Source organism: Pseudacidovorax sp. RU35E (assembly GCF_900156165.1).
Taxonomy (GTDB): Bacteria; Pseudomonadota; Gammaproteobacteria; order Burkholderiales; family Burkholderiaceae_C; genus Xenophilus.
Window position 1 is genome coordinate 1 of record NZ_FTMY01000023.1, and the last position, 21,159, is coordinate 21,159.

The window sequence follows — 21,159 nt, forward strand, 5'->3', positions numbered from 1 at the left end:
TTGGTCTTGTAGAAGCCGTTGTTGCCGATGGCATCCTGGTCCTGGCCACGGAACTTGTAGTTGGTGGTCAGCGAGATGTTGGCCGTGACGGGCGAGGGCGCCGGTGCGGCGGCGGGTGCTGGCGTCTCGGACTGGGCCTGGGCAGCGAAGGCGATCAGGCTCGTACCGAGAAGGCAGAAGGAAGAAGCGCGAAAGGACATGGGGGAAGGCATCGTCGATGCAGAGAAAAAAGGAGGGCGGAAGCTGTGGGCCGTGTCAGCGAGGCCGGCGGCGGCGCGCATGGCGTTCGCAGCGGCGCACGATCAGCCATGCCACGCCGCTGGGCAGCAGAACGGCCGCGAGGGCCGCGGCGGCGGCAAGCAGGTCAGCGAGCATGGTGAGGGCTCAGCGCTTGGTCAGCGCGTCAAGCGCCAGGTTGAGCGCCAGCACGTTGACCACCGGGTCGCCCAGGAAGGGCAGCGCGGGCCGCTGTACCTGTGCGTCGACCAACTGCTGGACCTGCGTAGTGCTCAGGCCGCGCACGCGCGCCACTCGCGCGGCCTGGTAGCGCGCCGCCTCGGGGCTGATGTGCGGATCGAGTCCGCTGGCCGAGGCCATCGCCAAGTCGGCCGGCACCGGCGCCGTGTTGCCCGGGTCGGCGGCGCGCAGGGCCTCGACCCTGGCCTTCACGGCATCGGTCAACGCCGGGTTGAGCGGCCCCTGGTTGGAGCCCGAGGAGCCGCTGCCGTTGTAGGGCTGCGGCGCGGTGGCCGAGGGCCGGCCCCAGAAGTGGCCGGGGTCGCTGAAGTTCTGGCCGATGAGCGCGGAGCCCACGGCCTTGCCGTCGCGTTCCACCAGGCTGCCGGCGGCCTGCTTCGGGAACAGCGCGCCGGCCACGCCGGTCACGGCCGCGGGGTAGACCACGCCGGTGATCACGCTCAGAGCGGTGAACAGCACCAGGCAGGGACGCGCGAGGTTTTGCTTCGTCATGGGGATCGTCTCCATGGGTTCAGACCAGACCCACTGCCGCCAGCAGCAGGTCGATGAGCTTGATGCCGACGAAGGGCACCAGCAGCCCGCCCAGGCCGTAGATGGCCAGGTTGCGGCGCAGCAGCGCGGCCGCGCCGATGGGCCGGTAGCGCACGCCCTTGAGCGCCAGCGGGATGAGGAACACGATGATCAGCGCGTTGAAGATCACCGCGCTCAGGATGGCCGACGACGGACTCGCCAGCCGCATCACGTTCAGCGCCGCGAGCTGCGGGTAGGTGCTCACGAAGATGGCAGGGATGATGGCGAAGTACTTCGCCACGTCGTTGGCGATGCTGAAGGTGGTGAGCGCGCCGCGCGTCATCAACAGGGCCTTGCCGGTCTCCACCACCTCCAGCAGCTTGGTGGGGTTGGAGTCCAGGTCGACCATGTTGCCGGCCTCCTTGGCGGCCTGCGTGCCGCTGCCCATGGCGACGGCCACGTCGGCCTGGGCCAGGGCAGGTGCGTCGTTGGTGCCGTCGCCCGTCATGGCCACCAGCCGGCCGTCGGACTGGTACTGGCGGATCAGCTTGAGCTTGTCCTCGGGCGTGGCCTCGGCCAGGAAGTCGTCCACGCCGGCCTCGGCGGCGATGGCGGCTGCCGTGAGCTTGTTGTCGCCGGTGATCATCACCGTGCGGATGCCCATGCGGCGCAGCTGCGCGAAGCGCTCGCGGATGCCGGTCTTGACGATGTCCTTGAGCTCGACGATGCCCAGTACGCGGGCGCCCTCGGCCACGGCCAGCGGCGTGCTGCCGCGGCGGGCCACCTCGTCGGCGGCGCGCAGCAGCTCGGCGGGCATGGTGCCGCGCAGCGACTCGACATGGCGGCGCACCGCCTCCACGGCGCCCTTGCGCAGCAGCACGGCGTCGCCCGTGAAGTCCAGCGCGGCGGCGGGCAGGTCGGCGCCGCTCATGCGCGTCTGGGCGGTGAAGGGCACGAACACGGCGCCGTCGACGGGCGCTATGTTTACGCCCTCGCGCCGGGCCAGCTCGACGATGCTGCGGCCCTCGGGCGTCTCGTCGGCCAGGGAGGCCAGCTGCGCCGCATGCGCCAGGAGCGCCTTGTTCACGCCCGGTGCCGGCAGAAAGGCCGAGGCCTGGCGGTTGCCGTGGGTGATGGTGCCGGTCTTGTCCAGCAGCAGCACGTCCACGTCGCCCGCGGCCTCGACGGCGCGGCCGGAGGTGGCGATCACGTTGGCCTGCATCATGCGGCTCATGCCCGCCACGCCCACGGCCGACAGCAGGCCGCCGATGGTGGTCGGGATCAGGCACACCAGCAGCGCCACCAGCGCGGTGATCGACACCACCGTGCCCGTGCCCGCCGCCTGCACGCTGAACAGCGAGTAGGGCAGCAGCGTCACCGTCACCATCAAAAAGACCAGCGTCAGCGCCACCAGCAGGATGGTCAGCGCGATCTCGTTGGGCGTGCGGGCCCGCTTGGCGCCTTCGACCATGCCGATCATGCGGTCCAGGAAGGATTCGCCCGGGTTCACGCCGACGCGCACCACCAGCCAGTCCGACAGCACGCGGGTGCCGCCGGTCACCGACGAGAAGTCGCCGCCCGACTCGCGCACCACCGGTGCCGACTCGCCGGTGATGGCCGACTCGTCCACCGAGGCCACGCCTTCGATGACCTCGCCGTCCAGCGGAATCATGTCGCCGACCTCGACCAGTACCACGTCGCCCTTGCGGAGGTTGGTCGCGCGTTCGGGGCGCCAGATGGCGCTGGTGGATTCGGCCGTGGCCGGCTCGGGCGCGGCGCCCTCGGCACGCACGCGGGCCAGCTGCTCGGCCAGCCGCGCCATCTCGCGCGGCGCGCCTTCGAGCTTCTTGGCCCAGCTGTCCTTGCGCAGGCTGCGCAGCGAGGCGGCCTGCGCCTTGCTGCGGCCTTCGGCCAGCGCCTCGGCGAAGTTGGCGAAGAGCACGGTGAACCACAGCCACAGCGACACCGCGAGGATGAAGCCTGGCCGCATGCCGGTGTCGCCGGGGTAGTTGAGGCTGTGCACCCACAGCAGCGTGGTCAGGATGCTGCCGACGTAGACGACGAACATCACCGGGTTGCGCCACTGCACGCGGGGGCTCAGCTTGGTGAAGGACGCGACGAGGGCGGGGCGCACCAGCGCACCGTCGAGCAGGGAAAGCGTGTTGTTGTTGTTCATGGCGCGCGCCTCACTTCCAGAGCATCAGGTGCTCGACGATGGGGCCCAGGGCCAGCGCCGGCACATAGTTGAGCAGGCCGACCAGCAGCACCGTGCCGATCAGCAGCACCACGAACAGCGGCCCGTTGGTGGGCAGCGTGCCGGCCGTCACCGGCAGGCGCTGCTTGGCGGCCAGCGCGCCGGCAATCGCCAGCACCGGCACCATCACTGCGAAGCGGCCCAGCCAGGTGGCCACGCCCAGCATCGTGTTGTAGAAGGGCGTGTTGGCCGACAGCCCGGCGAAGGCGCTGCCGTTGTTGTTGGCGGCCGAGGTGAAGGCGTAGAGGATCTCCGAAAAGCCATGCGCGCCTGGGTTGGCGATGCCGGCGCGGCCGGCCTCCATGCTCACCGCCACGGCCGTGCCCAGCAGCACCAGGATGGGCGTGACCAGGATGGCGATGGCGATCAGCTTCATCTCGTACACCTCGATCTTCTTGCCGAGGTACTCCGGCGTGCGGCCGATCATGAGCCCGGCGATGAACACCGCCAGGATGGCGAAGACCAGCATGCCGTACAGGCCCGAGCCCACGCCGCCGAACACCACCTCGCCCAGCTGCATCATGACCAGCGTGACCAACCCGCCCATCGGCGTGAGCGAGTCGTGCATGGCGATCACGGCGCCGCAGGAGGCGGCCGTGGTCACCACGGCGAACAGGGCCGAGGCGGCGATGCCGAAGCGCAGGTCCTTGCCTTCCCAGTTGCCGGCCGACGGGTCCACGCCCAGCGCTGCCAGCAGCGGGTTGCCGGCCTGCTCGGCGCCGGTGGCGACGATGACGCCGACGACGAAGATCGCTGTCATCGCGCCCAGGATGGCCCTGCCCTGCCGGCGGTCGCCCACCACTTGGCCGAAGGTGAGGCACAGCGCGGCCGGGATGCTGAAGATGGCCAGCATCTGCAGCAGGTTGGTCAGCGCCGTCGGGTTCTCGAAGGGATGGGCCGAGTTGGCGTTGAAGTAGCCGCCGCCGTTGGTGCCCAGCATCTTGATCGCCTCCTGCGAGGCGACCGGGCCCATGGGCAGGGTCTGGGTCTGCGTGGTGGCTTCCTTGGTGACGGGGTTGCCGGCGGCGTCCTTCAGCGGCTGGCCGTCGGGGCCGTTCTGCGGGTCCTGGTAGACCGTGGCCTCGACCGTGGTGACCGTCTTGTAGCCGTCGAAGTTCTGGATCACGCCCTGGCCGACGAAGACGACGGCCAGCACGAAGGACAGCGGCAGCAGCAGCCACAGCGTCAGGCGCGTGAGGTCGGCCCAGGCGTTGCCGATGGCGCCGAAGCGGGCGCTGCGCCGGCCGGCCTCGCCGCGTGCCGCAAAGCCGCGGATCAGCGCAAAGGCCACGGCGATGCCGGTGGCGGCGGAGAGGAAGTTCTGCACCGTCAGCGCCAGCATCTGCGTGAGGTAGCTCATGGTGCTTTCGCCCGCATAGCCCTGCCAGTTGGTGTTGGTGGAGAAGCTGAGCGCGGTGTTGAAGGCCGAGTCGCCCGACACGGCCGGCAGGCCCGCGGGGTTGAGTGGCAGCAGGGCCTGCAGGCGCTGCAGGCCGTAGACGGCCAGCGCGCCGAGGGCATTGAAGGCGAGCAGGGCGAGGGCGTAGGTCATCCAGCCCATGGAGCTGTTGGGCTCGACGCCTGCCAGACGAAAGAGCGGCGCCTCGATGCGGGCGATCCAGCGCGGCATGCGGCCTTCGCACAGTGCGGCCAGCCAGCGGCCGAGCGGCCAGGCGAGGATCAGCAGCAGGGCGAGGAAGACGGCCAGGAGGGTCCAGGCGGAGGCATTCATCAGAAGTCCTCCGCGCGGATCAGGGCATAGACGAGGTACGCCAGCAGCAGGGCCGCCAGCGTGCCGGCCAGGCCATAGAGGGCGCCTAGCGACATCATGGCCGGCCCCCGTTCGGCCGCTCCATGGCGGCCAGCGCATACACCAGCGCGACCATGCCGGCCCACAGGGCGGCGATGGCGGCGAGCCAGACGAGGTCCATTTCTCACTCCAGTGATCGGAAAGACGATGGCTGGCAGTGTCGGAACGGGGGCGTCAAGACGGTGTAGAGACTGGCGGGGGCGGTATCAAAACGGCGTAAAGATCGGCACGGTTGCGGTTGCGGTTGCGGTTGCGGTTGCGGTTGCGGTTGCGGTTGCGGTCGCGGTCGCGCCGGGGTTGCTGTTCAAGCCGCGCTTGTGAAGGACACAGGGGGTGCTGACGCTGTGCCGCTAACCGGCGGGGGATGCCGGCATGCGCGCTCCCGGTGCACGCTCGCGCTGACCGGCTTGCCTCACCAGATACGTGCTCGCTGTCCACCGACGTGCTTGGGGCACTGCACGGCGCCGCGAATGGCACCTCCGCACGCATACGGGCATCCCCCGCCTCGACGTCCGGCGTGAACCGCCGGGTTTGCCGCCCCGGGTCTCTCATTCCGTTCGCCCTGAGCTTGTCGAAGGGCATGACGGCGCGCGACGCAAAGGCCCGACTCGCCCTGACCGCTGCAACGCGATGCAGCGCAGTGCGCGAGCGGGGCTTCGACAGGCTCAGCCCGAACGGTCTGGGTTGATTGGCCCGTGTTGCCCAAGAGGTCCCTTGACCCCTTTGCCGCAAAGGGGAGGATCCGTGCGCAGCATCGAACTGGATGGATTCGCGCGCAGCGTCGAGGCGGAGGATGCCGGCGTGCGTGCGGAGGTGCCATTCGCGGCGCCGTGCAGTACGGCAGGCGCGTCGGTGGAAGGCGAGCACAAAGCTTGTGCCCTAAGCCGGTCAGCGCGAGCGTGCACCGGGAGCGCGCATGCCGGCATCCTCTGCCGGGTTACCGCCCCAGCCACTTGCGCGACCGGAACACCCCCAACCCTGATTCACTCACCGGGCATCTTGGGCATCGAGGCCATCCGGCGAAGCACCGGCTCGCACCCGCTAAAGCCCTCAAGCCCTCAAGCCGCTTCGAGCGCGTCGATCAGCTCGGTCTCGATGGCCAGTTGCGCCTTCTGACCATGCAGCTCCGGGCCACTGATCAGGAAGCTGTCCTCCACCCGCTCGCCCAGCGTCGTCACCTTGGCGAGTTGCAGATGCAGGTGATGGCGCGCCAAAACGCGGGCCACGCTGTAGAGCAGGCCGGCCCGGTCGCTGGCCGAGATCGTCAGCAACCAGCGCTGCGCCTTCTCGTCGGGGGTGAGGTACACCCGCGGCTGGATCGGGAAGCTGCGCACCCGCCGCGACACCCGGCCCCGGCTGGGCGCGGGCAGCTCGCCCCAGGCGTCCAGCGTCTGCGCCAGGTTGGTCTCCACCATGCTGATCAGTTCGCGGTAATGCTCGGGCAGAAAGGTGGTCACGACCTGGAAGGTGTCCAGCGCGTAGCCGTTGGTGGCCGTGTGCACCCGCGCGTCCAGGATGCTGAACGAGGCCTGGTCGAAATAGCCGCAGATGCGCGCGAACAGGTCCGGCTGGTCGGGCGTGTAGACCACCACCTGCAGCCCTTCTCCCACTGGCGAGAGACGCGCCCGCACGATGGCCTTGGCATGCGGATCGGCTGGGATGCCCTTGGGCGCCACGAAGCGCGACAGCTTCTTGGCGTGCCAGGCAATCTCGCCGGCGTCGTGGCGCATGAAGTAGCTCACGTCCAGCGTGTCCCACAGCGCCTTGTGCGCCTCGAAGGGCTGGGCATGCAGCTGCAGCAGCGTCAGCGCCTCGCGCTTGCGGGCCTCCACCTCGGCATCCGGGTCGGGCAGGTGGCCGCCCAGCGCGCGCGAGGTGCGGCGGTAGGTGTCTTCCAGCAGCTTGCCCTTCCAGGCGTTCCACACGCGCGGCGAGGTGCCGCGGATGTCGGCCACCGTCAGCAGGTACAGCGCCGTCAGATAGCGCTCGCTGCCCACGCGCTGGGCGAATGCGCCGATGACCTCCGGGTCCGACAGGTCCTGCTTCTGCGCCACGTTGCTCATCACCAGGTGGTTGGCGACCAGGAACTCGATCAGCCGCATGTCTTCGCGGCCGATGCCGTGCTTCTGGCAGAAGCGGCGCACATCGCGCGCGCCCAGTTCGGAATGGTCGCCGCCGCGGCCCTTCGCGATGTCGTGGAAGAGGGCGGCCACGTACAGGATCCACGGCTTGTCCCAGCCGGCTGCCAGTTGCGAGCAGAAGGGGTATTCGTGCGCGTGCTCGGCGATGAAGAAGCGCCGCACGTTGCGCAGCACCATCAGGATGTGCTGGTCCACCGTGTAGACGTGGAACAGGTCGTGCTGCATCTGCCCCACCGTGCCGCGGAAGACGCGCAGGTAGCGCCCCAACACCGAGGTCTGGTTCATCAGCCGCATCGCATGCGTGATGCCGCGCGGCTCCAGCAGCATGCGCATGAAGGTCGCATGGTTGACCTTGTCGTTGCTGAAGCGGCTGTCCATGCGGCCGCGGGCGTTGTAGAGCGCGCGCAGCGTGCGCGCCGACAGGCCGTTGACGCCGATGGTCTTTTGGTAGAGCAGGAAGGTCTCGAGGATGGCGTGCGGATCCTTCTCGTAGAGGTCGTCGCTGGCTACCTCGATGGTGCCCGCCTTCTCGAAGAAGCGGTCGTTGATGCGCGTGAGCGTGGCCGATTGCGGGTTGAGCCGCTCGGCGATGTTCAGCATCAGGATCTCGGTGAGCTGCGTGACCGCCTTGGCCGCCCAGTAGTAGCGGCGCATGAGCGCCTCGCTCGCGCGGCGGCCGGTCTCGTTCTCGTAGCCGAAGGTCTGGGCCACGGCCGTCTGCAGGTCGAACACCAGCCGGTCCTCGCGCCGCTTGGCCACGGCATGCAGGCGCGCGCGGATGAGCGACAGCAGCGCCTCGTTGCGCTTGATCTGCTTGACCTCGAAGGGGGTGGCCAGGCCGTCGCGCGCGTAGTCCTCCCAGCGCTTGCCGAAGCCGGCCGCCTGGGCCACCCAGCGCACGGTGTGCAGGTCGCGCAGGCCGCCGGGCGATTCCTTGCAGTTCGGCTCCAGCGAGTAGGGCGTGCCGTCGTGCTTCAGGTGGCGGTGGCGCATCTCCTGCGACTTGGCCAGGAAGAAGGCATGCGGATCCATGGCCTCGTCGAAGGCCTTGCGGAAGGCGGTGAACAGGCGCTTGCTGCCGCACACGTGGCGGGATTCAAGCAAGGCGGTCTGCACCGTGACGTCCTTGGCCGACTCGCTCAGGCACTCGCCCAGTGTGCGCACGCTGGAGCCGATCTCGAGGCCGGCGTCCCAGCAGCGGCCGATGAAGGTCTCCAGCCGCGCCGGCTCGACCTCGCCGCCCTCGGGCAGCAGCAGGAGCACGTCGACATCGGAGTAGGGAAAGAGCTCGCCGCGGCCGTAGCCGCCGACGGCCACCAGGGCCAGTTGGTCGCCGAAACCGGCGTCCTGCCACAAGGCGCGCAAGGCGGCGTCGGCCTCGGCCGCCAGCTCCTTGAGCACGGCGTGGATGTTGCGCACACCCTGCGGCGCCAGCAGGCGCTCGAACACGGCACTCTTGCCGGCGCGCAGCTGCTCGCGCAGGCTGGCCGGCAGATCGACGGCGACGGAAAACCCCATGCCCGCGCGGTGCGTCAGGCGGCGACGGGCGCCGGCTGGCCGCTGGCGGCAGGCACGAAGGCGGGCAGCGGCGGGCTGCCGGCCGACAGGGTCAGCACCTCGTAGCCCGTCTCGGTGACCAGCACCGTGTGCTCCCACTGGGCGGAGAGCGAGCGGTCACGCGTCACGATGGTCCAGCCGTCGTAGCGGCCACCGCGGTGGTCTTCCTTGATGTCGCGCTTGCCGGCGTTGATCATCGGCTCGATGGTGAAGATCATGCCGGGCTTGAGCTCTTCCATCGTGCCGGGGCGGCCGTAGTGCAGCACCTGGGGCTCGGCATGGAAGGTGCGACCCACGCCGTGGCCGCAGAACTCGCGCACCACCGAGTAGCCATTGCCCTCGGCGAAGCGCTGGATGGCATGGCCCACATCGCCGAGGTGGTTGCCGGGCTTGACCTGCAGGATGCCGTGCCACATGGCCTCGAAGGTGACCTGGCACAGGCGCTTGGCGGCGATGGAGGCGTCGCCGATCACGAACATCCGGCTGTTGTCGCCGTACCAGCCGTCCTTGATGACGGTGACGTCGATGTTCATGATGTCGCCCTTCTTCAAGGGCTTGTCGTCCGGGATGCCGTGGCACACCACATGGTTGACCGAGGTGCACAGCGACTTGGGGAAGGGCACGTCGCCCGCGCCCTTGTAGCCCACGGTGGCGGAGGTGGTGCCCTGGCCGACCATGTACTCGGCGGCCAGCCGGTCGATCTCGTTGGTGGTGATGCCGGGCTTGATGAAGGGCGTCAGGTAGTCCAGCACCTCGGACGCGAGGCGGCAGGCGACGCGCATCGCGGCAATGCCTTCGGCGTCGTGGTAGGTAATGCTCATCCGGGGATTATCCCATCCGACCCCCTAAAATGCCGGGCTTTCGCGAACGGCCCCAGTCAGCGGCCGGTTGCACCGCCTCCCCCTTCTGTCCTTCCGGCCCCAGGCCCCGCCCACCGTGACGCAGCCCGCATCCACCGTTCCTCCCGTCGTGACCATCTTCGAAGGAGGAGCCGCGCTCAGCGACTTCCGCGCACGCCAATTGCTGCCACGCCTGCAGGCGGTGGACGCGCGCATCAATGCCATCACGGCGCGCTTCGTGCACCTGGTGCTGTCGGACGCCGAGATGGATGCCGCCGCACGCGAACGCTTCGCCGCACTGCTGACCTACGGCGAGCCCTTCGACGCTGGCGCCGCGCCGCAGGGCGCCACGCTCGTCGTCAGCCCCCGGCTGGGCACCGTCTCGCCCTGGGCTTCCAAGGCCACCGACATCGCCCGCAACTGCGGCCTGGCGCTGCGCCGCGTGGAGCGCGTCACGCAGTACCACATCGGCCTGAAGGCGCCCCTGCTGGGCCGCGCGCCCGTGCTGGACGCCACGGCCCTGGCCCAGGTGGCCGGCCTGCTGCACGACCGCATGACCGAGTCGGTGCTGCCCGGCGTCGACGGCGCCGCGGCCCTGTTCGCCGAGCTGCCGCCGCAGCCCATGGCCCACGTGGACGTGCTGGGCGGCGGCCGCGCGGCGCTGGTCGAAGCCAACACCACCTTCGGCCTGGCCCTGGCCGAGGACGAGATCGACTACCTGGTCGACGCCTTCGGCAAGCTGGGTCGCAACCCGACCGACGTCGAGCTGATGATGTTCGCGCAGGCCAACAGCGAGCACTGCCGCCACAAGATCTTCAATGCCGACTTCACCATCGACGGCGAGCGCCAGCCGATGAGCCTGTTCGGCATGATCCGCCACACCCACAAGACAAACCCCCAGCACACGGTCATCGCCTATTCGGACAACGCGTCGGTGATGGAAGGCCATGCCATCGAGCGCTTTGTGGCCCGCAGCGAACTGGGTGCCGACGCGCCCGCCTATGGCAAGGAAGAGGCGCTGCACCATGTGCTGATGAAGGTGGAGACGCACAACCACCCGACGGCGATCTCGCCCTTCCCGGGCGCTTCTACCGGTGCCGGCGGCGAGATCCGCGATGAAGGCGCCACCGGCCGCGGCTCCAAGCCCAAGGCGGGCCTGACCGGCTTCACGGTGTCCAAGCTCTGGCCCGAGGACGGCAGTTATGGCAAGCCCGCTCACATCGCCAGCCCGCTGCAGATCATGACCGAGGGCCCGCTGGGCGGCGCGGCCTTCAACAACGAATTCGGCCGGCCCAACCTGCTGGGCTACTTCCGCGAATACGAGCAGACGGTGGCGAGCGACGTGGACACCGTCCAGCGCGGCTACCACAAGCCCATCATGATCGCGGGCGGCCTGGGCCAGATCGACGCCACGCAGACCAGCAAGATCCAGTTCCCCGCCGGCACGCTGCTGATCCAGCTGGGCGGCCCCGGCATGCGCATCGGCATGGGCGGCGGCGCCGCCAGTTCCATGGCCACCGGCGCCAATGCGGCCGAGCTGGACTTCGACTCGGTGCAGCGTGGCAACCCCGAGATCGAGCGTCGGGCGCAGGAGGTCATCAACCACTGCTGGCAGCAGGGTGCGAAGAACCCCATCCTCGCCATCCACGACGTGGGCGCGGGCGGGCTTTCGAATGCCTTCCCCGAGCTGACCAACGACGCCGGCCGCGGTGCCCGCTTCGACCTGCGCGCCGTGCCGCTGGAAGAGTCTGGTCTGGCGCCCAAGGAAATCTGGTGCAACGAAAGCCAGGAGCGCTACGTGTTGGCCATCGCGCCCGAGTCGCTGGACCAGTTCCGCGCCTTCTGCGAGCGCGAGCGCTGCCCCTTCGCCGTAGTGGGCGTGGCGACCGAGCAGCGCGAGCTGGTGGTGGCCGACGCCCAGGCCGACGCCGCCAACCAGCCCGTGGGCATGCCCATGGACGTGCTGCTGGGCAAGCCGCCCAAGATGCACCGCGACGTGGCCCGCATCCACCGCAACTTCAAGCCGCTGGAACTCACGGACGTGGACCTGCAGCAGGCCGCCATCCAGGTGCTGGCGCATCCCACCGTGGCCTCCAAGCGCTTCCTGGTCACCATCGGCGACCGCACGGTGGGCGGCCTGACGCACCGCGACCAGATGGTCGGCCCCTGGCAGGTGCCGGTGGCCGACTGCGCCGTCACGCTGGCCGACTTCCGCGGCTTCGCCGGTGAGGCGATGAGCATGGGCGAGCGCACGCCGCTGGCCGCCATGGACGCCGCCGCCTCGGGCCGCATGGCCGTGGCCGAGGCCATCACCAACCTGCTGGCCGCGCCCATCGACCTGGCGCGCGTCAAGCTGTCCGCCAACTGGATGGCGGCCTGCGGCGAGCCGGGCGAGGACGCGGCGCTGTACGAGACGGTCAAGGCGGTGGGCATGGAGTTGTGTCCGGCGCTGGGTGTGTCCATTCCCGTCGGCAAGGATTCGCTGTCCATGCGCACGCAGTGGGCCGAGGGCACCGACAAGAAGAAGGTCAGCTCGCCGGTGAGCCTGATCGTCAGCGCCTTCGCCAGCATCGACGACGTGCGCGGCACGCTCACGCCGCAGCTCGACGCGCTGGAGGCCGACACCACGCTGGTGCTCATCGACCTGGGCCGCGGCCAGCACCGCATGGGCGGCAGCATCCTGGCCCAGGTGCTGGGCCAGACCGGCGACCGCGTGCCCGATTTGGACGATCCGCAACTGCTGGTCAAGACGGTGGACGCCGTCAACCAGCTGCGCGCCGAAGGCAAGCTGCTCGCCCTGCATGACCGCAGCGACGGCGGCCTGTTCGCCGCGGCCTGCGAGATGGGTTTTGCCGGCCATGTGGGCGTGTCGCTCAACGTCGACCTGCTCGTCACCGAAGGCGACGGCATCAGCGACAGCCGCATGGAGACGGGTGACGCCAAGAACTGGGCGCAGCAGGTCAGCGCACGCCGCGAGGAGCTCACGCTCAAGGCCCTGTTCAACGAGGAACTGGGACTGCTGCTGCAGGTGCGTACCGCCGAGCGCAACGAGGTCATGCAGACGCTGCGTGCGCACGGCCTGTCCGTGTTCAGCCACTTCGTCGGCAAGACCCGGCCCGAGAGCTCGCCCATCGACGCCGGCAAGGGCAAGGTCGAAGTCTGGCGCGACACCAAGGCCGTGTTCAGCGCGACGCTGGCCGACCTGCACCAGGTGTGGGACAGCGTCAGCTGGAAGATCTGCCGAGAGCGCGACAACCCCGACTGCGCCGACGCCGAGCACGCCGCCGCCGGCGACCCGGCCGACACCGGCCTGCACCTGCACCTGCCGGAAGGCTTCGGCACTGCGCCCGCCTTCGTGGGCAGTGCCCGGCCGCGCGTCGCCATCCTGCGCGAGCAGGGCGTCAACTCGCATGTGGAGATGGCCTATGCCTTCCACGAGGCCGGCTTCGAATCGGTCGATGTGCACATGACCGACCTGCAGAGCGGCCGCGCCGACCTGGCCCGCTTCCAGGGCATCGTGGCCTGCGGCGGCTTCAGCTACGGCGACACGCTGGGCGCCGGCATCGGCTGGGCCCGCAGCATCACCTTCAACCCACGCCTGGCGCAGCAGTTCGGCGACTTCTTCGGCCGCGCCGACACCTTCGGCCTGGGCGTGTGCAACGGCTGCCAGATGTTCGCCGAGCTGGCCGACATCATTCCCGGCGCGCAGGACTGGCCGCGATTCACCACCAACCGCAGCGAGCGCTTCGAGGCGCGCCTGTCGCTGGTGGAAGTGCTGGATTCGCCCAGCCTGTTCTTCGCCGGCATGGCCGGTGCGCGTGTGCCGATCGCCGTGGCCCATGGCGAGGGCTATGCCGACTTCCGCCACCGCGGCGACGCCGGCCGCGCCATCGCTGCCATGCGCTTCGTGGACCACGCTGGCCGGCCTACCGAGCGCTATCCGCTCAACCCGAACGGCAGCCCGGACGGCCTCACGGCCGTGACCACGGCCGACGGCCGTTTCACGGCCATGATGCCTCACCCGGAGCGGGTGTTCCGCAATGTGCAGATGAGCTGGACGTCGGGTGACCACGCGGCACTGAGTCCCTGGATGGAAATCTGGCGCAACGCGCGGCGCTGGATCGGCTGACCCCGCGCAAGAGCCACCCGGCGGCGCGCATACTCGCGCCCATGCAACTGCATCAGATCACCGTCGAGTACGTCGCCCCAGAGGATCGGCTGCTGCTGCACCTGGTTGCGCAATCGGGCGAACGGACCTCGCTGTGGATCACGCGCCGGCTCCTCCTGGCGCTCTATGGTCCGCTGCATCAGGCCGTCTCACGGGCTCATGTCGCAGCGGAGTGGGGGGCGGTGCCCTTGCCTGAAGGCGCAGCGGATCTGCTGGCGGAATCGGCGCGGGCCCAGGCGCTGCGCGAGGCCGACTTCGCCACGCCGCCGCAGGCCGCCCCGAGTGCCCAGGTCCTTCCGGACGGCGCCGTTCCAGTGGTCGGCGAGGTGACGCTCACGGTGGCCGTGGGTGCAGAGGCGGCGGGTCAGCTGACGATCCGCTGGCGGACTACCGATGGCCGCGATGTCGAACTGAATGTGCCGGCCGCTGCGGCCACGGCGCTGCAGACCCTGCTGTTGCAGGGCGCCGAGCGCGGAGGATGGGGCTTGGCGCCTGCCGAAAACGAAACGGCCCGGACGCAGGAGGCATCCGGGCCGCGATTCATGAACTGAGGACGCGCCGAGCGCATTGCGCTCACGGGCGCCGCCGCCCGCAGGCGGCTGGCTGCGTCACTCGACGCGCGCCTTGCTGCGCAGCTCTTCCTGGAACTTCTGCAGCTTCTGCTGCTGCATCTGCTGCGTCAGCTGCGCCTTGACTTCGTCCAGCTTGGGGAACTGCATCTCGCGCGTGTCGTCCAGGCGGATGATGTGCCAGCCGAATTCCGACTTGACCGGAGCGGCAGTGGTCTCGCCCTTCTTCAGCTTGACCATGGCCTGGGAGAACTCGGGCACCAGGCTCGCGGGCGTGGTCCAGTCCAGGTCGCCGCCGTTCGCGCCGGAGCCCGGATCCTTCGAGTACTTCTTGGCCAGGTCCTCGAACTTGGCGCCCTTCTTCAGCTCGGCCATGATCTTGTTGGCCTCGTCTTCCGTCGGCACCAGGATGTGGCGGGCGTGGTATTCCTTGCCGCTGTTGGCCGCCGCGATCTTGTCGTACTCCGCCTTGATCTCGGCATCGGTGACAGGGTTGGTCTTGCGGTAGTTGTCGAACAGCTGGCGGATCAGGATGGCCTGGCGAGCCAGTTCCATCTGCGCCTTGAAGTCGTCGCTGCGGTCCAGGCCCTGCTTCTGCGCTTCCTGCATGAAGACTTCGCGCGTGATCACTTCCTCGCGCAGCTGATCCTGCATCTCCGGGGTCACCGGACGGCCGGCGGCGGCCAGCTGCTGGGCCAGCACTTCCATCCGAGCCTTCGGCACGGGCTTGCCGTTGACGATGGCGGCGTTCTGCGCCAGAGCAGGCAGCGAAGCCGCCAGCGCGGCAGCGGCCAGGACGTGGAGCACTTGTTTTTTCATGATCGGAGAACGGCTAGGGGAAAGAAGGGGCGCCGTGGAACGGGCCGGAAGGAAGGAGTGGGGAGGGAAGGGGGCTGAAGCCTCGCGGCAGGGGCCGGAAAGTGCCGGCGCAGCGCTTGCTCAGAGTGTCTCGATGGCGATCGCGTGCAGGCCGCGGGCAACAAAAGGCTGGACGGCATCATACACAAGGCGGTGCCGCGCAACCCTCGTGCGCCCCTCGAAAAGCGGCGATGCAACGCGCACCCGGAAGTGGGTGCCCCAACCCGCCAGGCCCGCCCCCGAGTGCCCCGCGTGTGCCGCGCTTTCGTCCAGTACTTCGAGGTGCGTGGGTTGCAGCAGCGTCCGCAACGCGGCCTCGAGTTCCTCCACGCGCGGCAGACCGGTCGCAACGCCTGTCACGCCGACTCCTTGTCGCTGGGCTGCGCCTGCAGATGCGGCGCCACATACAGTCCCTGTGCCACCAGGAAGGCGATGGGAAAGACGTAACCCCAGAGCTTGAAGTTGACCCAGGCGTCGGTGCTGAAGTACAGCGCCACATAGGCGTTGATGGCCGACATGAAGGCGCAGTAGAAGACCCAGGCCACGCCGAGGCGGCGCCAGATGCGGTCGGGCAGGACCAGCTGGCTGCCCAGCAGCATCTTGAGCACGTTGCGGCCCATCCCCCACAGCGCGACCGCCAGCGCGATGGCCATCGCGCCGTAGAGCACCGTCGGCTTCCACTTGATGAAGCGGTCGTCGTGCAGTGCGAGCGTGAGACCGCCGAACAGCAGGATCAGCACCAGCGTCGCCTTCTGCATGGGCTGCAGCCGGCGCTCCATGGCGTACACGATGGCCATCTGCACGACCGTGGCGGCCATCAGCACGCCAGTGGCCACATAGATGCCATAGAACTTGAAGGCGCCGAAGAACAGGACGATCGGCAGGAAGTCGAGCAGGGCTTTCATGCGGGCAGCGGGCGGACGCCGTCGGAGGACCTCATTCGGCGTCTTCTGGCTTGAAGTCGAGCGAGGCCGAATTCATGCAGTAGCGCAGCCCCGTGGGCGCCGGGCCGTCAGGGAAGACGTGGCCCAGGTGGGCGCCGCACTGGGTGCAGACGGTCTCGGTGCGCACCATGCCATGCGAGCGGTCGACATGTTCGGTGATGGCGCCCGGCACGGCCTCGGCCGAGAAACTGGGCCAGCCGCAGCCGGCGTCGAATTTGGTGTCGGACTCGAACAGCTTGGCGCCGCAGCAGATGCAGTGGTAGCTGCCGTCCGCCCAATGGGCCTCGTACTTGCCGGTGAAGGGTCGCTCGGTGGCGGCGTGGCGGGTGACGTTGAAGGCGGCGGGCTCGGCGCCCTTTTCGGCCAGCAGGGCCTTCCATTCGGCGTCGGTCTTGCGGATGGTTGGTTCGGTCATGAGGAGCAGCTGATTTCGATGGCAGACGCCCAGTCGGGCGGGAAGTCGGCATAGGCGTCCATGCCGGGATGCTCGTCAAATGGGGCCTCCAGCAGCGCAAGCAAGGTGTGGACGCCGGAGAAGTCGCCCTTCTGGGCTGCTTCGATGGCCTGCTGGCCCAGGTGGTTCCGCAGCACGAAGCGCGGATTGGCGCGCAGTGTAGCCACGGCCGCCGCCGCGTCGGCTTCGGTCGGCCGGCGCTCGAAGGCCGAGAGCCAGTGCCGCCAGCTGGTGCGGTCGACGAAGAGGTCGTCGAGCGGGTCGGCTGGGCCGCCCGCGCGGTAATGGGCGAAGCGGCGCCAGAAGATGGTCCAGTCGACGCGCTCGGCGGCCATCACGCGCAGCAGCGCCTCGAGCAGCGCGGCATCGCCGGCCACCGGTTGGGCCAGGCCGAGCTTGGCCAGCATGGCAGCCTCGAAGCGCAGCGGGAAGACCTCGCGGTACGACTTGAGCGCCGCCAGCGCCAGTTCTTCCTCGCCGATGAGTGGCATCAGCGCCTGGGCCAGGCAGAACAGGTTCCAGTAGGCGACATTGGGCTGGGCGTTGTAGGCATAGCGGCCCTGCGAATCACTGTGGTTGCAGATGTGGCCGGGGTCGAAACCATCGAGGAACTGGAAAGGCCCGTAGTCGATGGTCAGGCCCAGGATGGACATGTTGTCCGTGTTCATCACGCCATGGCAGAAGCCCACGGCCTGCCACTGCGCCATCAGCGCCGCGGTGCGCTCGCTCACCGCATTGAGCAGGCTCGCGTAGACATTGCCGCCGAAGCGCGTGTCGTCGCGGCAGTCGGCGTAGAACTGGTCGATGACGAAATCGGCCAACTGGCGAAGTTCGTCGTGCTGACCGCGCCCGGCGAAATGCTCGAAGTGGCCGAAGCGGATGAAGCTGGGCGCGACGCGGGTGACGACGGCGGCGGTCTCGATGCTCTCCCGCGCGATGGGCGCGGGCGAACCGACGAGCGCCAGGGCGCGCGTGGTCGGAATGCCGAGGGCATGCATCGCCTCGCTGCACAGGAACTCGCGGATGCTGGAGCGCAGCACGGCCCGGCCATCGCCCATGCGCGAGTAGGGCGTGCGCCCGGCGCCCTTGAGCTGGACCTCGAAGCCGCCGTCGGTCTCGCCAAGAAGGATGGCGCGGCCGTCGCCCAGCTGGCCTGCCCAGACGCCGAACTGATGGCCGCTGTAGACGGTGGCGAGCGGGTCGCTGCCCTCGGGCACGGCGTTGCCTGCCAACATCTGGAGCGCCTCGTCCGAGGCCAGCCAGTCGCGGGACCAGCCAAGCAGTTGCCGGGTCGGCTCGCTCGTCGCGATCAACGCGGGTGCGGGCAGGGGCGTGGGACGCAGGCGGGTGTAGAAGGCCGGGCCGAGGCGGGCGAAACCTTCGCGCCAGAGCGGCGCAGCAGGATGTCCTGAAGTGCTGCTGCCCAAGGCGCCGGACGAGGGGGACGAACTCATCGTCGGATTGTCCGTGAAGCCCTTTCGCCCGCTGGATTTACGGGGATTCCCGATGGGGCGGGCATGCTGCACCGCGCAATACTCGTCCGCTTTGTCCTTTCGCCACCAAGGAGCCTCCCACATGCTGGGCCTGATGCAAGACCGCCCCCTGCTGATTTCCAACCTGCTCGAGTTCGCCGAGCGCCACCATGGCGACGGGCAGATCGTCTCGCGCCGGGTCGAGGGCGACATCCACCGCTACACGTGGGCCGACGTAGCGCGCCGGGCGCGCCAGGTCGCCAACGCGGTGGAGGCCGAGGGGCTGCTTTTCTCCGACCGTGTCGCGACGCTGGCTTGGAACGGCTACCGCCACCTCGAGCTGTACTACGGCGTCTCCGGCAGCGGCCGTGTGCTGCACACGATCAATCCGCGTCTGCATCCCGACCAGATCGCCTGGATCGCCAACCATGCCGAAGACCAGATCCTGTGCTTCGACCTCAGCTTCCTGCCGCTGGTGCAGGCCGTGCACGCCCGCTGTCCGACGGTGAAGAAATGGGTGGCCATGTGCGATGCCGACAGGCTGCCGGCCGACACCGGCGTGCCCGGCCTCGTCAGCTACGAAACCTGGATCGGCGGCCAGGCCGATACCTACGAATGGCCCAGCTTCGACGAGAACTCGGCCTCGAGCATGTGCTACACGAGCGGCACCACGGGCAACCCCAAAGCCGCGCTCTACAGCCACCGCTCGACGATCCTGCATGCCTATGCGGCCTGCCTGCCCGATGTGATGTGCCTGTCGGCACGCGATTCGGTGCTGCCGGTGGTGCCCATGTTCCACGTCAATGCCTGGGGCATTCCGTATTCGGCGGCCCTGGTGGGCTGCAAGCTGGTGTTTCCCGGCCCGGCGATGGACGGCAAGTCGGTCTATGAATTGATCGAGAGCGAAGGCGTGACCTTCGCCGCGGGCGTGCCCACGGTCTGGCAGATGCTGCTTGGCCACATGCAGACGCAGGGCCTCAAGTTCGGCAAGCTCAACCGCACCGTCATCGGCGGCTCGGCCTGCCCGCCGGCCATGATCAATGCCTTCCGCGAGCAGTACGGCGTCGATGTGCTGCATGCCTGGGGCATGACCGAAATGAGCCCGCTGGGCACGCTGTGCACGCTCAAGAACAAGCACCTGTCGCTGCCTGCCGAGGAGCAGCTCGCGCTGCGGATGAAGCAGGGGCGGGCCATCTTCGGCGTCGACATGAAGATCGTCGGCGACGATGGCCAGGAACTGCCCTGGGACGGCAAGACCTACGGCGACCTGCTGGTCAAGGGCCCGTGGATCGTCAAGGAGTACTTCAAGGGCGAGGGTGGCGACCCCCTGCGCGGGGGCGGCTGGTTCCCCACCGGGGACGTGGCCACTATCGACGCCGACGGCTTCATGCAGATCACCGACCGCAGCAAGGACGTGATCAAGTCCGGCGGCGAATGGATCAGCTCGATCGACATCGAGAACATCGCCGTGGCGCACCCGGCCGTGGCGATGGCGGCGTGCATCGGCGTGTTCCATCCCAAGTGGGACGAGCGACCCATCGTGGTCGTGGCCAAGAAGCCGGGTGCCGAGGTCACGCGCGAGGAGCTGTTGAAGTTCTACGAGGGCAAGACGGCCAAATGGCAGATTCCGGACGACGTGGTCTTCGTCGAGGCCATCCCGCTGGGCGCGACCGGCAAGATCCTCAAGACGCGCATCCGCGAGCTGCTCAAGGACTACAAGCTGCCAGGGCTCTGACCCCCGCATGCGGGCTGTCGCCTGCGCGATAGAGAGGCCGCATTCGCGGCCTTTTTTTTCGGGTGTTCCCTGATCGCCGCGAGCCGCCCGGTGGCTACGCTGCGCGGACCCAATCCCGGAGACAACACCGATGAACGTTCGCCTGAAGCACCTTGCCGCCGCCGCCCTGGCCGTGATGGCCACCAGCGCCTTTGCCCAGAAGGGCGAGACCGTGAAGATCGCCTGGATGGACCCCCTCTCGGGTCTGATGGCGGCCGTCGGCACCAACCAGCTCAAGACCTATCAGCTGCTGGCCGAGCACTTCAACAAGAGCAATGCCTCGGGCGTGAAGTTCGAGATCATCGGCATCGACAACAAGCTGAGCCCGCAGGAGACGACGGCCGCACTCCGCTCAGCCATGGACCAGGGCGCGCGCTACGTGACCCAGGGCAACGGCTCCGGCCCGGCGCTGGCCATCATCGATGCACTGGAAAAGCACAACGCCCGCAATCCAGGCAAGGAAGTCGTTTACTTCAACTATGCCGCGGTCGATCCGGACCTGACCAACAGCAAGTGCAGCTACTGGCACTTTCGGCTCGATGCCGACACCTCCATGAAGATGGAGGCGCTGACCACCTACATGAAGGATCAGTCCGAGATCAAGAAGGTCTACCTCATCGGTCAGAACTACTCGCACGGCCAGCAGGTCAGCAAGTTCGCCAAGGAGAACCTGGCGCGCAAGCGGCCCGACGTGCAGATCGTGGGCGACGACCTGCATCCGCTGGCGCAGGTGCGCGACTTCGCGCCCTACATCGCCAAGATCAAGCAGTCGGGCGCCGACACCGTGATCACTGGCAACTGGGGCTCCGACCTGGCGCTGCTGATCAAGGCGGCCAACGACGCAGGCCTCTTGGACACCGTGAAGTTCTACACCTACTACGCCTTCGGGTCGGGCGCGCCCACGGCCATGGGCGCCACGGCCGCCGGCAAGGTGTATGTGGTCGGCTATGGCCACTACAACATGGGCCCGCCGATCCAGCCGCTGATGGCCGACTTCAAGAAGCGCATGAACGACGACATGACGCAGAACTCGATCTACCACACCTTCGCACTGCTGGACGCGGCCTTCGTCAAGACGAAGTCCACCGATCCCGTGAAGGTGGCGGCGGCACTGGAGGGCATGAAGGTCAAGAGCTTCAACGGCGAGGTCGAGATGCGAAAGGCCGATCACCAGCTGCAGCAGGGCCTCTACATCACGCGTTGGGAGAAGGCCGGCGGCAAGTATCCCTATGACGCGGAGAACACCGGCTACACCTTTGCACCGGTCAAGTACTACGAGCCCTACGTGGCCAGCACCCCTACAAGCTGCCAGATGAAGCGGCCCTGAGCGCC

15 protein-coding genes and 1 pseudogene are annotated in these 21,159 nt (G+C 68.5%); 4 read left to right on the plus strand and 12 right to left on the minus strand.

Annotated features, from left to right (window positions below):
* The 7 genes and pseudogenes from BXA03_RS26070 to map all read right to left on the minus strand — a co-directional run.
* Positions 1–200: pseudogene (locus BXA03_RS26070) on the minus strand (hypothetical protein); the annotation flags it as partial.
* Between the two features lie 184 nt (positions 201–384).
* A complete protein-coding gene (kdpC, locus tag BXA03_RS26075; protein WP_200803440.1) occupies positions 385–969 on the minus strand; it encodes a potassium-transporting ATPase subunit KdpC in 585 nt (194 codons plus the stop codon).
* Between the two features lie 19 nt (positions 970–988).
* A complete protein-coding gene (kdpB, locus tag BXA03_RS26080) occupies positions 989–3,163 on the minus strand; it encodes a potassium-transporting ATPase subunit KdpB (RefSeq protein WP_076512095.1) in 2,175 nt (724 codons plus the stop codon).
* A gap of 10 nt (positions 3,164–3,173) precedes the next feature.
* The gene (kdpA, locus tag BXA03_RS26085) at positions 3,174–4,973 is read right to left on the minus strand and encodes a potassium-transporting ATPase subunit KdpA (protein ID WP_076512096.1); all 1,800 of its coding nucleotides are present in this window, start codon (positions 4,971–4,973) and stop codon (positions 3,174–3,176) included.
* A complete protein-coding gene (gene kdpF, locus BXA03_RS26090; RefSeq protein ID WP_058644048.1) occupies positions 4,973–5,071 on the minus strand; it encodes a K(+)-transporting ATPase subunit F in 99 nt (32 codons plus the stop codon). Before kdpF ends, kdpA begins: the two co-directional genes overlap by 1 nt.
* Positions 5,072–6,109: 1,038 nt before the next feature.
* Positions 6,110–8,710 carry a [protein-PII] uridylyltransferase gene (locus BXA03_RS26095; RefSeq protein WP_076512097.1) on the minus strand — a complete coding sequence of 867 codons (2,601 nt, stop codon included), beginning with the start codon at positions 8,708–8,710 and terminating at the stop codon, positions 6,110–6,112.
* 14 nt (positions 8,711–8,724) lie between these two features.
* A complete protein-coding gene (map, locus tag BXA03_RS26100; RefSeq protein ID WP_076512098.1) occupies positions 8,725–9,570 on the minus strand; it encodes a type I methionyl aminopeptidase in 846 nt (281 codons plus the stop codon).
* A 115-nt stretch (positions 9,571–9,685) separates the two neighbouring features.
* Between map and purL the strand changes: the two genes are divergently transcribed.
* Positions 9,686–13,717: a phosphoribosylformylglycinamidine synthase gene (gene purL, locus BXA03_RS26105; RefSeq protein WP_083716553.1), complete on the plus strand. Its 4,032-nt coding sequence runs from the start codon at positions 9,686–9,688 to the stop codon at positions 13,715–13,717.
* Positions 13,718–13,758: 41 nt separating this feature from the next.
* The gene (locus BXA03_RS26110) at positions 13,759–14,307 is read left to right on the plus strand and encodes a hypothetical protein (protein ID WP_076512100.1); all 549 of its coding nucleotides are present in this window, start codon (positions 13,759–13,761) and stop codon (positions 14,305–14,307) included.
* A gap of 57 nt (positions 14,308–14,364) precedes the next feature.
* On the opposite strand, the gene BXA03_RS26115 is transcribed toward BXA03_RS26110, so the two are convergent.
* The 5 genes from BXA03_RS26115 to BXA03_RS26135 all read right to left on the minus strand — a co-directional run bounded on the left by BXA03_RS26115 (position 14,365) and on the right by BXA03_RS26135 (position 18,035).
* Positions 14,365–15,144, minus strand: coding sequence for a peptidylprolyl isomerase (locus BXA03_RS26115; RefSeq protein WP_076512101.1), 780 nt, complete (start codon positions 15,142–15,144; stop codon positions 14,365–14,367).
* A 120-nt stretch (positions 15,145–15,264) separates the two neighbouring features.
* A complete protein-coding gene (locus BXA03_RS26120; protein WP_076512102.1) occupies positions 15,265–15,543 on the minus strand; it encodes a BolA family protein in 279 nt (92 codons plus the stop codon).
* Positions 15,540–16,088 carry a septation protein A gene (locus BXA03_RS26125; RefSeq protein WP_076512103.1) on the minus strand — a complete coding sequence of 183 codons (549 nt, stop codon included), beginning with the start codon at positions 16,086–16,088 and terminating at the stop codon, positions 15,540–15,542. The genes BXA03_RS26120 and BXA03_RS26125 overlap by 4 nt, the downstream gene beginning before the upstream one ends.
* Positions 16,089–16,119: 31 nt before the next feature.
* Positions 16,120–16,542: a peptide-methionine (R)-S-oxide reductase MsrB gene (gene msrB / locus BXA03_RS26130; RefSeq protein WP_076512104.1), complete on the minus strand. Its 423-nt coding sequence runs from the start codon at positions 16,540–16,542 to the stop codon at positions 16,120–16,122.
* Positions 16,539–18,035 (minus strand): protein adenylyltransferase SelO, encoded by a 1,497-nt coding sequence (locus BXA03_RS26135; protein WP_083716555.1) that lies wholly within the window; start codon positions 18,033–18,035, stop codon positions 16,539–16,541. The genes msrB and BXA03_RS26135 overlap by 4 nt, the downstream gene beginning before the upstream one ends.
* Before the next feature lie 121 nt (positions 18,036–18,156).
* Between BXA03_RS26135 and BXA03_RS26140 the strand changes: the two genes are divergently transcribed.
* Both BXA03_RS26140 and BXA03_RS26145 read left to right on the plus strand, forming a co-directional pair.
* Positions 18,157–19,788, plus strand: a complete 1,632-nt coding sequence (locus tag BXA03_RS26140) for a 3-(methylthio)propionyl-CoA ligase (RefSeq protein WP_076512106.1) — start codon at positions 18,157–18,159, stop codon at positions 19,786–19,788.
* A gap of 130 nt (positions 19,789–19,918) precedes the next feature.
* Positions 19,919–21,154, plus strand: coding sequence for a branched-chain amino acid ABC transporter substrate-binding protein (locus tag BXA03_RS26145; RefSeq protein WP_076512107.1), 1,236 nt, complete (start codon positions 19,919–19,921; stop codon positions 21,152–21,154).
* The last annotated feature ends 5 nt before the right edge of the window (positions 21,155–21,159 follow it).